Here is a 13,013-nt window from a genome sequence, read left to right on the forward strand (position 1 = left end):
GGCAATCTTACGCCTATTGAGTATAAGTATAAAATGTTAGCTGCTGAAAAGAAAAATACTCAATTAATAGCTGTCTGAAATATGGGGTACTTACATACATCCATAATAGATAAAATAAGTTGAGTTATATGTTTTTGATATGTATAACCACTAAAAGCATTTTTCATTTATATACTTTAATATTTTAAATCACAAGGGGAGGATATTAAATGAAGATAGTAAATATAATATTAACTCTACTAAAATTGTATATTAAAAAAATTAACTTCGTACTTTGTACGAGCTTGAACTACCTTACTTACTACCCCCACCCAGTTCCAAAAAAGATAAACTCCCCCTCCTTATTAAGGATGATATTAATTTTTTTCAGGTGAAAATTGAAATTCTTTAATTTTTAGATGATCTTTTCTTTTATTCATAGACTCTTTATCTATAAGCTTATTGCCATATATGTCTTAAGAAAGACAAGTTGTGTTCTATTGATACTTTTTTAGCAAATCAAATCTGCTTTTCCTAAATCATACTATTGGTTCTTGTATCTAATAAATAGCTTTTTTAATTCAACATACACTAGACACCCTCACTTATTAGTGCAGATATAGAGTCTGTACTCTGGCTTTATTAGTATGATAAGTTAGAGGTATTATAACTCAAAAGCTTTAAAAATGGTAAGAATTATTGGTTACATCACAAGACAAAAAGAAGATGGTACTTTGTTTAATGTGCTACAGGTACAAGGAGGAATTGAAATGATTAAAAGCAAAGATACAGGGCAGTTCTATGCTACTGCAAAAAGAGCTACAGTTACTTGTACTTTTGATAAAGAAACATGTAAAAGTATTATTGGTACTGAGATGTCAGGTAGAATAGTAAAGATTGAAACTGAACCTTATGTTTATGTAATTAAGGAAACTGGAGAAGAAATTACTTTGCATCATAGGTATACTTATTTGCCTGATGGGGTAGAAAGTGATGAAGAGAAACTTGCAAAACAGCTTGAAGAAGCATTTGCTTAATTTAATATCCTAGAGTATAGACTTTAAAAGTTTATATTCTAGGTTTTTCTTTTGCATGATATAGTTTAATATACCTACCCACTCAAGGTAAATCCCTTAGTAAGAAAAATCCTAGATATAATATTATAGCCAAATTCAGTATTTTTATCAAAAAAAGGATGAGTACTGATACATTAATTTTTTTTGAACAATATTGTGGGAAAATTAATATTATAGATGCTTTAAATGTAATAATCAATACTAAGGGTATTGCTTCTTTGGATGATTCTGAAAGTTTTTGCTTCTCTCCAAGAGAATTTAGTACAGAAGAATTTGAGAGGATTTTATATGAAAACTTAGATTATAATTCATTAAGAAAAATAGATGAGATACGAGATGATTTAAGAAAGCTATATCATAATAAACAATTATTGTATGTCTTACCAATACTAAGAAAAGTGTTAGATGAATTTTCTGAAAAAATAGTGTTTAGCAATTATAAGCCAGTAATAATAACTGAGGATAATAGAATATTGATTTCTCAATTTAATAATATGGAAGTTATTTTTAGTAATCTCACACAAGCTATTTATATTTTATTTTGCCAGAACCCTAATGGAATTAATATAAAAGAGTTTGATAAGTATAAATATAAATTAATGGAGATATACTTTGATATTTCTGAATTTTCAGATCTTGCTATTATGACAAATTCTATTGAAGAACTAGTTTCTCCTAATAATAGAGCTATTTATACACACATCTCTAGAATAAAAGCTACACTTTATCAAGTTATGGACAAGAAATATGCAGACAATTATATTATAACGTCAGATAATTTTGGCTCTGATTATAAGTATATTCCAATCCTAAAAGCCAATTAAGCCCAATTAATAAGAGTGTAATATTTTAGTTGCAAATTTGCAACTATCTGAAATAGTTTCTTTTTCATAATATATTTGCTATATAAATATTATAGTTATGAAAAAGACATTTTTATTATTAGGGCTATTTGCAGGAGCAGTATTAGTATTTTGTCAAAAGGTGAAGCTTCAGAGTGGATACTACAAACCCAGTACAGGAACTTATGTAGAACCACATTATAAAACAGAAAAAAACAATACTAACTGGGATAATATGTCAACAAAAGGAAATTATAACCAGTATAATAATACTTCTGGAACTAGAGCTAAAGATTACTCTTCAGAAGCTTATAATTATGGGAGTGGACAAAGTATACAAACTGGATCTAAGGGAGGACAATACTATATAAATAGTAATGGCAATAAAACTTATGTTCCTAAAAGATAATTATACATCCAGTAATTCTTTTAAGGTAATTTCCAAAGCATTAGCAATTCTTTGAAGTGTGAGGAGTGTAGGATTGGTTCTTCCAGCTTCTATTCTAGATATATTGGTAGGATCAATATTACCTTCCATTCTACCAACTAAGTCAACCTGAGAAATACCTTTTTGTATTCTCAGTTCTTTAATTCTTTTTCCAACCTGTGTTAAAATTTCAGATTTTTCCAACTTGACATATTTGACAAGTCAAAGAAACCTAATATATTTACAGATTATAATGCCATATATGGCAAGTGTTTAATTTAAAATAATATTTATGAAAAATATCTTTATGTTATTAGTGTTTACTTCTATTACAGCTTTTGCACAAACAAATTTTGATAAAGGATTTAAAGCAGGCTACAATGAAGGTTACTGCTATGATAAAGGAATTGGATGTATCCCTCCATTAAGTCCATTACCACCACTTCCTAAGATTGAAGAGAATTCTAATTCTTATCAAGATGGTTATAATAGGGGGTTTCAAAAAGGTTTAGAGGAGCAAAAATCAAAAGAGAATTTAAATCAATCAAGTATAGATAGGCAACGATATCAGACTTATCAACCCAAATTTGATACAGATTATATATATCAACCTAATTATGACCTTATGCAAAAAGTTTTAGAAAAAAAACAACAAGATTATGCTCAAGCTGAACAACTTTATTATGAGTTTTTCAAATATATTTATAATTATAGCAGTAGTTTATCAAAAGAGATTTTAGATAAATACAGGGGTAATTTCATTGAGTATAGTGATAATTATATTAAAAGAAATAATCCTCAGACATATGCTGATTATAAAAAATTGATAAATCAATTAGTAAAAGACTTTCAAGAAGGAGTTTTATTAACTGAAGAAAGAGAAGCTAAAAATGCTGAAATAGAATAAATTCTAAGAAATTAAATAATAAAATGATAGAGGGAGAATTACCTAAACCTTATTACAAAGGATTAGTAAAAGTTTATACACATGCAGAATTATATGACGAACCAGATATGGTAAATGGTAAGGTGATATATTCTATTCAGGATGGAAAAGTTAAAATTCTTGAAAGACTAATAGAAGGGAAATATTATAAAGTTAGTGTTGGCAATTATATTGGGTTTATCCACATGGGAAGTATAATTACTTAGTATTATCAATGAAAATTTAATCAAATGAAACAAATTTTATTTTTACTATTACTAGGACTTAGTATAAAGATGCATTCTCAAGAATACATAAATATAGGCTCAACAAAACAGAATGTTAAAGATGTTCAAGGGGAACCTGTAAGTATAGAATCATATGAAGGTTTAGGAGAGGAGATTTGGGGTTATGGTGAATCAGGAATTGCTTCTGTTACTTTTAAAAATGGAAAAGTAAAGTCCTTTAGGAATTATCAAAATATTCTAAGAATTGGAGATATTAAATATACCCCCTCAAAATCTAAGAAAGAATCAGATAATGATATCATAAAACAAATATTTAAGAGAGCAGGTAATTATCCTCCTTCACAAGAAGCTAATTTAACTAAGGGAACTAAATCACCTTCAGGGCTAGGCTTTAGAGCTGGTTCTGAGAGTGCTACTTTATCTCCAGATTTATCTCCAAAAACAAGAAAATTAGCTATAGAACTAAATTGGGACCCAAACTCCATGACTAGTGAAGAAATGGAAAAAGCTGCAAGTGAAATTCTGTTTGAAAGAAATATGAGAAGCTTATTTATTTTTCTTGGGATTAGCTTAGTGGCAATATTGGTATACTTTAAGTATTTTAGAAAAAAGCTAAATAAGTAATTAATTTGTAGGGGCTGTCTCAAAAGGACAGTCTCTTTTTTTATACACAAGAATTATGGAAAGCTTTCATTATCCCTTTATACTAGGAGAGAATTATGAAAAATGGGAGTTTGATTTAGAAGTTCTGGATAAGGAAAGAATAAAAGGTTGTGATAGTTATATATATCTAAAGCCTATTTTTATTTCTAATATAAAAGTAAACAAAGTGGAGTTAGTTTTCTCATTAGATATACTTATAGGAGTGTACTATATATTTCATAAACAATCCTTTATAGAAATATTGAGAAATAAGGAAGTAATTAAAGATTATAATATAGATGGAAAGAAGCATATGTTGTACTATCAGATTCTAATGTAACTTTTGGCTTTAATTTTCAAAAAAACAAGGCTCTTTCGAGCCTTATTTTACATTTTAGGATTAATTTGAATTATTGTTTTTATAAATTCTATACCTTTTTCTGAAACTAGGCAAGAAGAAGAGCCAAATGAATAATTTTTTGCAATATGAATCGTGTTAATTATTGGTTTAAAATATCCTTGATCAATAAACTCTTGTTTTGGATGATTATTTTCATTGAGTATTTTTTTCTCTCTTAATAATTTGAAAATTTTGATTCTGCCAAAATTTTTGATGTTTATTTTTTTTGCAACCTCAGTCATTTTATAATATTCCTTTTTTTGTTCATTATCTACGTATCCGTACATGTTTTTCTTTTTATTATTTTGTAGCACTTTGGCACTTTAGGCTTTTATCGGTGGAGCTAGATAGAATAAGGTAGCTTTTAGAGTTGCTTTTCTGATGGTAAATTTTATATTCTCTTGCTGTAGCATATTTATCACACCACTTTCTAAACATATTAATTGTGAGAGATCTTGTTTCTAATGTGTGAAGAGCTTTGTATGCTTGGAATAATTTTATTTTTTCTTCTCTGTATTCATACGAATCCCCAGTGAATTTTACGTTTGAATCCATAAATTCAACAAATGATATATCAGTTTCTGAGATAAGCTTATTTTCTATTAGGTTTATTGGTGGACTATACTGAATTCCATATTTTAAAAATTTTTGGCAGTACTTTAACATAGTTATATAAAATAGATTCCATTGATTTGGTGTCCATTCTGAAAAAAAGGTACAACCAAATTCATCCCTTATGGACCTCCCTCTATAATATGGTGCTATTTCAATTTCAATTTTACGTCTCTCCTCTGAATTTCCACCACTGCCACTTAACATATAATTTGTTGTGATGAGTAGTTTTGGAGATAATTCAAAAGGAATTGTGAAAGACTGCTTTCCTTTTTTTTCAACCACCATACCACCAGTAATTACAGAAAAGAATGTTTCAAATAGAGTTTCAGAACTAATGTCATCAATGATCATTAGTCTGCTTCCTAAACTGATATCTTGGTAAAAGAATCTATTACTTTTGGTTGTTAATGTTCTCCCGTCTTTTACTACACTATTAATCATGGTTTTTAACGCATCTGATATTAGTGTTTTTCCTGTTCCTCCTTGGGCTCCTCCTTCATAATCTATTTCCTCATCTACTAAAATAACAGCTTTTGTAAGTGAGGGATCTTTGTAGCTGTGTAGTAAGTAGCCTATAGTTGACGTTAGATAATTGTATCGTTCAGAATTATTATTTGTGGCATTTTGTAAAAAAGTATCAAACATTGCTGTTTCTTCACTCTGTAAATCACGTAAATCTATATTATGCTGGATTATTTGTTCTCTAAAAATATAACCAGAATATTCTTCGTAAGGAATTAATCTTATTTGATTTTTTGTAACCTCCACAACTCCATTTATAAAGAAGAAATAAGAAATATCTTTTGTTGCTGTATTTAATTTTACCTCGCTAATTCTTTGCATAGCAGTATCTAGTTTTGATGTTAAATAAATACCTTCTAAAAATTGTTCCCAAACTTCTGGTTGTTGATCTATTTCAAGGAGTTGATATTTGATGGCTTCCATCATATCTTCCTGATCAGAATTTATTAGTATACTGTTTTTATGTATTCTTACTAGTTCATAGCCTCCATTAGGCATTCTTAGTCTTCTAAAACCTAAGCTTTCCAGAAATTTTAAGACTTTGGCAATTTTAAATTCAATATGAACCTGATTTCCATTGTAGCTTATGCTGTAAAAATTTTGCTCTGGAATTATTGCTGTGGAGGTTGAGTTATTTTGAGAATTGTTCTGTATAATAAGTGTTGATTTTGCCTGATTCTCTTTTTCTACTGATGCAGGTATTGTTCCTTGTTCTTCTATTTTCATAAATTTTATATTTTTTTTTAAGAATGGCTTCTAAACATGAAGCCATTCATATTTTAATTATTTTTTTGCTCTACTATATTTTTTGCCTAGGTTGGACAGGTATATCTGGGAAGTTTCTTCTTTTGTTTTTTGCTTGCCACTCATGATCCATTCATCTAATTCTGATTTTTTGAAAAATATTAACTTCCCTGTTGGTTTGTAATGAGGGATTGTTTTGGAACTTGTTAACTTGTAGAGATAAGACCTACTTGTTTGTAGGTAGATAGCTGCCTCCTCAAAATTTAATATCTCTTTTACTGAGAGGCTTAATGTGTTGATTTTTTCATCCATTTCTTGTAATGCAAAAATGATTTCTTCATTTGCCATGATTCTTTTTTTTTAAATTAATCTTGTTTTGGCTTCTCCAAAACTTGCGCTGCAAAAGTCTTAGGATTAAATCTTTACATATGTTTACTTTACCAGTACCTTTGGGTAAAGGTATTTTGAGGGGTTATTTTGCAAAAAAAAACCACTCTAAAAATAGAGTGGCTGTATATGAAAATATAAATTGTATATTTAGTTTGCTTCCATAAACGTATCAATAATCGTATCTAACCTTTCCTTCTGAGTAGGATTTGCTGATGCCATGCTTTTGGATTGCTTTATATTATTGAGAGGATTACCATTATGATCTCTAAATACATATTCAATTTTTTTATTAAAATCATTTGGCTCTTCCATTAAGTCACTTCTTTCGATTAATTGTTGTAGAAAATAAATAAGAGAGGTTTTAGAACACTTTTTGTTTTTAGCTATTATCATCCAATTTATTCCTCTTATAATTTCTCTTTGAGAGAAGCCGTTTATAAAATCTTCTTTTGTTGCATTTATAAGTGGCGGGGCTTCCATAAGTAGATTATAAAGCTTAGTGAGTTGTTGTTCGGTGTCTGAAGGATTTACTAAATCCCATTTAAATGATAGAGAAGAATAATTAGTAATAAGAGGGGCTGTAGTTTGTATAGAGGGAGAAGGGTTTTGGTTATTAAGAGTAATAGAGGGGTTAGGTAAATTTTCAAGAATGAAAAATTCTAATGTTTTTATTTTGTCTGCTACAAAAGGATAGTTTTTGTAATAATTAGAGCTTTTCTTTTGTAATTTGCTTAAGCGTAATTTTAGTAGCTGTAAATATTGAGTAGGATCTATTCCGTTTGCAACTATTCTGATAATTTCATCTGAGATTTCTTTTTTTGAATTATTTAATTGAGAATTTATTTCATTTTCTAATGATTCATAAAAAGTGGAAACTACAGTTTCTGTATCTTTAATTGGTTTTCCATTGTCTAATGTAGAATAGTAAAGAGGAAGTACAGCAGTTACAATACCTTTTTCTTTATCAACCTGCGTAATATAGTGGTCATAATAATTTGTAATTGAATTAATCCAATTTTGTTTTTTTGATTCAGACTGGTCAGAATCTAAGAGATACTCAAAATATTGTAGTGGATTGTTCATGGCTCAAAAATAATGAAAAAGAGATTATGGAATTAGAAGAAAAAGTTAGACCTATGTATGACCTAAAAAATAAAAAAAGCACCTACATTACTGTAAGTGCTTGATATTAAGAGTGGCCCCACTTGGGCTCGAACCAAGGACTTGCTGATTATGAGTCAGCTACTCTAACCAACTGAGTTATAGGGCCTAAAACTCAGGGCTTAAAAGCCTTTGTTTTTTATTGGTGTGCAAATGTAATAAAAAATTAGGAAACACCAAACTTTTAGCGCTTTTCTTGGCACAATTCTATCAGTACTCCGTTGGTGGATTTTGGGTGTAAGAATACAACAATCTTATTATCAGCACCATCCTTTGGTTCTTCGGAAATAAATTCAAAACCTTCTTTTTTTAATCTTTCTATTTCTGCATAGATATCATCTACTCCAAAGGCGATATGATGGACACCTTCTCCCTTTTTTTCTATGAATTTTGAGATAGGACTATCTTCGCGTGTGCTTTCCAGTAATTCGATTTTGCTCTCGCCAATCTGGTAAAAGCTTGTTTTTACCCCTTCGCGTTCTACTTCCTCCATTTTATAAGCTTCTTTACCTATAAGTTTAGCGAAAAGAGAGTCTGAAGTTTCCAAACTTTTCACGGCAATACCGAGATGTTCAATTTTGTCCAGCATAAGTTTTTGTTATTTTGCTATAATTGTTGCTATAAGGGAGTCGGGCTTATTCATAAATAAGAAACACTCCAATTCAAACAAAAGTAGTAAATTTGCAGCATTATGGAGAGTAACAGACAAAGGAAAGTAGCACAACTTATACAGGAAGACTTAGCAGAACTTTTTCGCCAACAGGCTGCCAACGCAGGACAAAACCTGTTAATTACTGTTTCCGGTGTACGGGTAACAGCGGATTTGGGAGTAGCTAAAGTGTACCTAAGTATTTTTCCGCCGGAGCTGAGAAAGAATATTATGAAAGAGATTGAAGAAAATAAAGCTGTTTACCGCAACTTTATAGGACAAAAGATGGGGAAGCAGGTTCGTATTATTCCTCAGCTAAGTTTCTTTCTGGATACTTCGCTGGATGATGCAGAACGTATAGAAAAAGAATTAAAAGGCGAAGGCGATAATCCTGTTTTATAAGAGTTGAAATCTACTCCGTTTTATATTGCACAACGTTATCTGATTTCTAAGAAAGGAAGTCAGGCAGTAAGTTTTATTACAAGTCTGTCCGCATTTGCTATGATGGTGGCTGTGGCGGCAATGTTTATTATTGTTTCTGTTTTTTCTGGGCTTATCGAGCTTAATAAGAAAATGATTTCGGATATCCATGCCGATCTTACATTGTCTCCGGAAAAAGGAAAAGTAATTCCGAATATTGCTAAAGTTACCGGTATCTTATCAAAAGAGCAGGAGATAGCTCACTTTTCCAAAGTGATAGAAGAGAAAGCCTACATTAACTACAAAGGAAACGGAGAAATTGTTTATCTGAGGGGTGTAGACTCTGCTTATACGAAAGTAAATCCTATAGATTCGACGGTGTTTTACGGAAAATATCCGTCTTTCAAATATTCTAACGAAGTTATAATGGAAACCCAGCTGAACAACAGACTGGAAATTCCCGTAGCTTCTGAAGATGATTATGCCCAAATTCTGATGCCACGCCCAGGTGTAGGGCTTATTAGTAAAGAAGCTGATATCTTCAACAAAAAGAACTTTTTTACAACAGGTGTATTTACCAATAGCCAGATGGGAAGTTATATCGTAGCTCCACTGGAGTTGTCTGCAGAGTTGCTTGGAATGCCTAAAAATACAGCTTATTCAGTTGTTATAAAGCTGAAAGATCCTGCAAAAGCCAATGAGGTAAGAAATCGCCTTATGGAAAAACTGGGAAGTGGCCTGGAAATGAAAACCAAAGCAGAAGAAAATGCTGCTTTCTGGAAGATGATCAACACCGAAAAACTGATGATCTATCTGATTTTTGGGTTGGTAATTTTTATTACAACTTTCAACCTAGCAGGAGCCATTATCATTATTCAGCTGGATAAAAAAGAACAGGCAAAATCCCTTATTTCAATGGGGATGTCTATGGCCAAACTAAGAAGTGTCTACTTCAATACCGGAATACTTATTGTGATATTCGGAGTATCGGTAGGATTAGTTGTAGGTTCACTTATCTGCTATTTGCAGCAACATTTTGGTTTCTTTAAAGCCACAGCAGCATTGCCTTTTCCTGTAAAGATTGAATGGCAGAATTATCTTATTGTAGCTGCTACAGCGCTTTTATTTGGGATAATTATTTCCTGGATATTCTCCAGAGGGAGCAAACGCCAGCTAAGAAGCTAAAATATCCTTTTATATAATCCGTAAGTTTTAAGAATTTTAAAACTGATTAGAATCAACTATTAACTTTAAAAATAGTGTTTCGTTATTCCCTGTGTTTTCCCTAACTTTGATGTATGGAAAAACCTGTGAAACTAGGATTAATCGGTAAAAACATTTCTTATTCATTCTCCAAGCAACATTTTGAACAGAAATTCAAAAAGCTTATGCTTCCTACTCACACTTACGATTTATTCGATCTGCAGCAGATTGATGAAATTGCTAAGCTGTTAGAAGATACAGATGTGAGAGGTTTTAATGTTACCATTCCTTATAAAGAACAGGTTATATCTTTTCTGGATGAATTAAGTGATGAGGCGAGAGAGATAGGTGCTGTAAATACTGTAAAGGTTCTTACTGATGGTAAAAGAAAAGGCTTCAATACAGATGCTTTTGGCTTTGAGAAAACTTTACTTGCTCATAAAAAAGATTATCATACATCGGCTCTTATTTTAGGAGACGGGGGAGCTGCAAAGGCAGTGAAATATGTATTGGATAAGCATAATATTGCTCATAAAACAGTTTCCAGGAAATCGGAACTGAATTTTGATAAGCTTACTCCGGAAATTGTAAAAGAGCATACATTAATTATTCAGACCACTCCGGTTGGTACTTTTCCAAATGTTGAAGACTGCCTTGTATTTCCGTTCGAGGGACTTTCCGAACAACACCTGATCATCGATTTAATCTACAATCCCAACTATACCAAATTCATAAAAAATGCTGCCGAAAAAGGAGCAAAAACAGTTAATGGCTATTATATGCTTGAACAACAGGCAGAAAAAGCATGGGAAATTTGGAATTTAGACTAAAAATACAATAAATTTATAGCAATTAAAGGTAATGGAAACATTACGTATTTTTAAAATAGACTTGTTATGGCTTCAATAGACAACAATCAGAATGAAGAATTAAAGGCGAATCAATCAACTGAACATCCTGAACAGGCTGGTCCGGCTGCAGAGCATCATGAACATACTGCAGACCACGACGAGGAAACTGATCATGATTTTCATGCTGAAGATTACACGCATTTGTCTATGGAAGACATAGCTAAGGAAGCCGAAAATATTGTAAACTCTGCAAATGCAGGTGCACAGACTAAAAAATTCGGAGAACTTCGTGATGCTTTCAATGCAGCTTGGGACGAAGAATTAAAAGATAAAAAGGAAGCATATATTGCGGATGGAGGTGATCCTGATAATTTTGAATATCAGTCGCCGCTAAGGTCCAAATTCAATGCGCTTTCCAATATTTTTAAGGAAAAACAGGATAGCTATCACAAAGAAGTAGAGAAGGAGCAGGCAGAAAACTTGTTACAGAGACGTTCTATTATTGAAAAGCTTAAACATCTGTATACCAATACCGAAGCGGGAACCAATCTTTTTAAAGCAATAAGAGAAGTTAAAGATGAGTGGCAGAAAGCTGGACAAGTAGCAAAGTCTGAATTTAAAACACTTAGCAATGACTATTTCCACCATCTGAATCAGTTTTATCAGATGCTGGACTTGAATAAAGAATACCGTGAGCAGGAATATGCTCATAATCTGGAGAAAAGACAGCATATTATTGCACGTGCAAAGGAACTGAAAGATGAGCCTGTAGTACAGAAAGCATTAAATGAACTCCAGTATCTTCATAAATTATGGAAAGAAGAAGCAGAGCCTGTAGCTGAAGAATTCAGAGACAGTACCTGGGACGAGTTTAAAGAAATTTCCAATGTTATCCACCAGAGAAAAGCAGAATTATTTGCACAGATCGAAGCTGATCAGAAAATCAATCTGGAGAAGAAAAATGAAATTATAGAAAAACTTAAAAAACTTTCTAATCCTGAAAAGGAACCAGCACATTCTTACTGGCAGTCAGCTATTAAAAAAGTAGAGGAACTAAGAAATGAATTTATTTCATTAGGAAGTGTCCCGAAAAAGCTTTCTAATCAGAACTGGACAGATTTTAAAGAAACACTTCGTGCATTTAATGCTTCAAAAAACAATTTCTATAAAGGACTAAAAAAGAATCAACAGGAGAATCTTGAAAGAAAACTACAGTTGATTCAGACAGCAAAAGACAATCAGGATTCTGAAGATTGGGATACTGCAGTACCTTTATTTAAAAAACTTCAGGAAGAATGGAAAGCTGTTGGTCATGTACCAAGAAGCCAGTCTAACAGAGTATGGGACGAGTTCCGTGATGCATGTAATCATTTCTTTGCCAAATTCCGTGAGAAAGGTGATGGCGCTACAGACGATTGGAGAGCTAATTACAAAAAGAAAAAAGCACTTCTGGATGAACTTAAGGATATTGAGGAGGGAGAAAATAGTGCTGAAGTAATCAACAGAATTAAAAACGAATGGAATGCCATTGGTAAAGTTCCACGTGATAAAATCAGCATTAATACTGAATTTAATAAAGCGCTTAGAAGTAAGATGAGGCTGAACAGAATGAAAGATTACGAGCTTTCAGATGGGAACCTTTCCGAAACACAACTTACAGACAAAGCACGTAAGATTAAAAATCAGATTTCGGATATGGAATCAGAAGTCTCCAAATTGGAAAATAACCTGGCCTTCTTTAGTAATCCAACAAGAGAAAATCCTTTGCTAAAAGCTACTTATGATAGTCTGGATGCTAAAAAAGAAGAACTGGAAGGACTTCGCTCCAAATTACATCAGATTATAACAGAGCACGATCATCCAAAAGCAGATACCTCTGAGGAAAAAGAGGAGAAGCCGACAGAAGAGTAAGATCACTA

Annotated in this window: 17 protein-coding genes and 1 tRNA gene; 11 read left to right on the forward strand and 7 right to left on the reverse strand. The window is 31.8% G+C overall.

Annotation, left to right across the window (positions count from 1 at the left end; translation table 11 throughout):
* Window positions 1-665 precede the first annotated feature (665 nt).
* The 3 genes from C8J95_RS17530 to C8J95_RS17540 all read left to right on the forward strand — a co-directional run bounded on the left by C8J95_RS17530 (window position 666) and on the right by C8J95_RS17540 (window position 2,306).
* Window positions 666-1,016, forward strand: coding sequence for a hypothetical protein (locus C8J95_RS17530; RefSeq protein WP_107809994.1), 351 nt, complete (start codon window positions 666-668; stop codon window positions 1,014-1,016).
* Between the two features lie 158 nt (window positions 1,017-1,174).
* Entirely contained in the window at window positions 1,175-1,879 is a 705-nt protein-coding gene (locus tag C8J95_RS17535; RefSeq protein WP_107809995.1) for a hypothetical protein, read from the forward strand.
* 97 nt (window positions 1,880-1,976) lie between these two features.
* Window positions 1,977-2,306, forward strand: a complete 330-nt coding sequence (locus tag C8J95_RS17540; RefSeq protein WP_107809996.1) for a hypothetical protein — start codon at window positions 1,977-1,979, stop codon at window positions 2,304-2,306.
* Here the strand turns inward: C8J95_RS17540 and C8J95_RS17545 are convergent, their stop codons facing one another.
* Window positions 2,307-2,528 carry a helix-turn-helix domain-containing protein gene (locus tag C8J95_RS17545; RefSeq protein ID WP_107809997.1) on the reverse strand — a complete coding sequence of 74 codons (222 nt, stop codon included), beginning with the start codon at window positions 2,526-2,528 and terminating at the stop codon, window positions 2,307-2,309.
* Between the two features lie 88 nt (window positions 2,529-2,616).
* Between C8J95_RS17545 and C8J95_RS17550 the strand changes: the two genes are divergently transcribed.
* Genes C8J95_RS17550 through C8J95_RS17565 form a run of 4 tightly spaced genes read left to right on the forward strand, consistent with a single transcriptional unit; the run spans window position 2,617 to window position 4,479 of the window.
* Window positions 2,617-3,231: a hypothetical protein gene (locus C8J95_RS17550; protein ID WP_108454158.1), complete on the forward strand. Its 615-nt coding sequence runs from the start codon at window positions 2,617-2,619 to the stop codon at window positions 3,229-3,231.
* Between the two features lie 23 nt (window positions 3,232-3,254).
* On the forward strand, window positions 3,255-3,476 hold the full coding sequence (locus tag C8J95_RS17555) for a hypothetical protein (RefSeq protein WP_107809999.1): 222 nt from the start codon (window positions 3,255-3,257) through the stop codon (window positions 3,474-3,476).
* Window positions 3,477-3,500: 24 nt separating this feature from the next.
* Window positions 3,501-4,121, forward strand: coding sequence for a hypothetical protein (locus C8J95_RS17560; protein WP_146165478.1), 621 nt, complete (start codon window positions 3,501-3,503; stop codon window positions 4,119-4,121).
* A 55-nt stretch (window positions 4,122-4,176) separates the two neighbouring features.
* Window positions 4,177-4,479 (forward strand): hypothetical protein, encoded by a 303-nt coding sequence (locus tag C8J95_RS17565; protein ID WP_107810001.1) that lies wholly within the window; start codon window positions 4,177-4,179, stop codon window positions 4,477-4,479.
* A 47-nt stretch (window positions 4,480-4,526) separates the two neighbouring features.
* Here C8J95_RS17565 and C8J95_RS17570 read toward each other — a convergent pair whose 3' ends face one another.
* The 6 genes from C8J95_RS17570 to mce all read right to left on the reverse strand — a co-directional run bounded on the left by C8J95_RS17570 (window position 4,527) and on the right by mce (window position 8,560).
* Window positions 4,527-4,826, reverse strand: coding sequence for a phage antirepressor KilAC domain-containing protein (locus tag C8J95_RS17570; protein WP_146165479.1), 300 nt, complete (start codon window positions 4,824-4,826; stop codon window positions 4,527-4,529).
* Window positions 4,827-4,839: 13 nt separating this feature from the next.
* Window positions 4,840-6,402, reverse strand: a complete 1,563-nt coding sequence (locus C8J95_RS17575; protein WP_107810003.1) for a primase-helicase family protein — start codon at window positions 6,400-6,402, stop codon at window positions 4,840-4,842.
* Window positions 6,403-6,459: 57 nt separating this feature from the next.
* Window positions 6,460-6,768 carry an AlpA family transcriptional regulator gene (locus tag C8J95_RS17580; protein ID WP_107810004.1) on the reverse strand — a complete coding sequence of 103 codons (309 nt, stop codon included), beginning with the start codon at window positions 6,766-6,768 and terminating at the stop codon, window positions 6,460-6,462.
* A gap of 189 nt (window positions 6,769-6,957) precedes the next feature.
* A complete protein-coding gene (locus tag C8J95_RS17585) occupies window positions 6,958-7,893 on the reverse strand; it encodes a hypothetical protein (RefSeq protein ID WP_107810005.1) in 936 nt (311 codons plus the stop codon).
* Window positions 7,894-8,006: 113 nt separating this feature from the next.
* Window positions 8,007-8,080 (reverse strand) — tRNA-Ile (locus C8J95_RS17590).
* A gap of 75 nt (window positions 8,081-8,155) precedes the next feature.
* Complete coding sequence (gene mce, locus C8J95_RS17595; protein WP_078795244.1) at window positions 8,156-8,560, reverse strand: methylmalonyl-CoA epimerase; 405 nt, start codon at window positions 8,558-8,560, stop codon at window positions 8,156-8,158.
* A gap of 102 nt (window positions 8,561-8,662) precedes the next feature.
* Here mce and rbfA point away from each other — a divergent pair, with 102 nt between their 5' ends.
* From rbfA to C8J95_RS17615, 4 genes are all read left to right on the forward strand, one after another.
* Window positions 8,663-9,022: a 30S ribosome-binding factor RbfA gene (rbfA, locus tag C8J95_RS17600; protein WP_107810006.1), complete on the forward strand. Its 360-nt coding sequence runs from the start codon at window positions 8,663-8,665 to the stop codon at window positions 9,020-9,022.
* 3 nt (window positions 9,023-9,025) lie between these two features.
* A complete protein-coding gene (locus C8J95_RS17605) occupies window positions 9,026-10,225 on the forward strand; it encodes an ABC transporter permease (protein ID WP_107810007.1) in 1,200 nt (399 codons plus the stop codon).
* Window positions 10,226-10,338: 113 nt separating this feature from the next.
* The gene (locus C8J95_RS17610; protein WP_107810008.1) at window positions 10,339-11,073 is read left to right on the forward strand and encodes a shikimate dehydrogenase; all 735 of its coding nucleotides are present in this window, start codon (window positions 10,339-10,341) and stop codon (window positions 11,071-11,073) included.
* Window positions 11,074-11,139: 66 nt separating this feature from the next.
* The gene (locus C8J95_RS17615) at window positions 11,140-13,005 is read left to right on the forward strand and encodes a DUF349 domain-containing protein (protein ID WP_107810009.1); all 1,866 of its coding nucleotides are present in this window, start codon (window positions 11,140-11,142) and stop codon (window positions 13,003-13,005) included.
* Window positions 13,006-13,013: the final 8 nt, after the last annotated feature.

The sequence above is a fragment of the Elizabethkingia sp. YR214 genome, assembly GCF_003058195.1.
Taxonomy (GTDB): Bacteria; Bacteroidota; Bacteroidia; order Flavobacteriales; family Weeksellaceae; genus Elizabethkingia.

What these genes read in the sequence shown, in the direction of transcription:
- rbfA (WP_107810006.1), top strand. Translation starts at nt 8,663, where the DNA reads ATGGAGAGTAACAGACAAAGGAAAGTAGCACAACTTATACAGGAAGAC.
- C8J95_RS17530 (WP_107809994.1), top strand. Translation starts at nt 666, where the DNA reads ATGGTAAGAATTATTGGTTACATCACAAGACAAAAAGAAGATGGTACT.
- C8J95_RS17560 (WP_146165478.1), top strand. Translation starts at nt 3,501, where the DNA reads ATGAAACAAATTTTATTTTTACTATTACTAGGACTTAGTATAAAGATG.
- C8J95_RS17575 (WP_107810003.1), bottom strand. Translation starts at nt 6,402, where the DNA reads ATGAAAATAGAAGAACAAGGAACAATACCTGCATCAGTAGAAAAAGAG.
- C8J95_RS17555 (WP_107809999.1), top strand. Translation starts at nt 3,255, where the DNA reads ATGATAGAGGGAGAATTACCTAAACCTTATTACAAAGGATTAGTAAAA.
- C8J95_RS17550 (WP_108454158.1), top strand. Translation starts at nt 2,617, where the DNA reads ATGAAAAATATCTTTATGTTATTAGTGTTTACTTCTATTACAGCTTTT.
- C8J95_RS17570 (WP_146165479.1), bottom strand. Translation starts at nt 4,826, where the DNA reads ATGTACGGATACGTAGATAATGAACAAAAAAAGGAATATTATAAAATG.
- C8J95_RS17565 (WP_107810001.1), top strand. Translation starts at nt 4,177, where the DNA reads ATGGAAAGCTTTCATTATCCCTTTATACTAGGAGAGAATTATGAAAAA.
- C8J95_RS17615 (WP_107810009.1), top strand. Translation starts at nt 11,140, where the DNA reads ATGGCTTCAATAGACAACAATCAGAATGAAGAATTAAAGGCGAATCAA.
- mce (WP_078795244.1), bottom strand. Translation starts at nt 8,560, where the DNA reads ATGCTGGACAAAATTGAACATCTCGGTATTGCCGTGAAAAGTTTGGAA.
- C8J95_RS17610 (WP_107810008.1), top strand. Translation starts at nt 10,339, where the DNA reads ATGGAAAAACCTGTGAAACTAGGATTAATCGGTAAAAACATTTCTTAT.
- C8J95_RS17580 (WP_107810004.1), bottom strand. Translation starts at nt 6,768, where the DNA reads ATGGCAAATGAAGAAATCATTTTTGCATTACAAGAAATGGATGAAAAA.
- C8J95_RS17535 (WP_107809995.1), top strand. Translation starts at nt 1,175, where the DNA reads ATGAGTACTGATACATTAATTTTTTTTGAACAATATTGTGGGAAAATT.
- C8J95_RS17540 (WP_107809996.1), top strand. Translation starts at nt 1,977, where the DNA reads ATGAAAAAGACATTTTTATTATTAGGGCTATTTGCAGGAGCAGTATTA.
- C8J95_RS17585 (WP_107810005.1), bottom strand. Translation starts at nt 7,893, where the DNA reads ATGAACAATCCACTACAATATTTTGAGTATCTCTTAGATTCTGACCAG.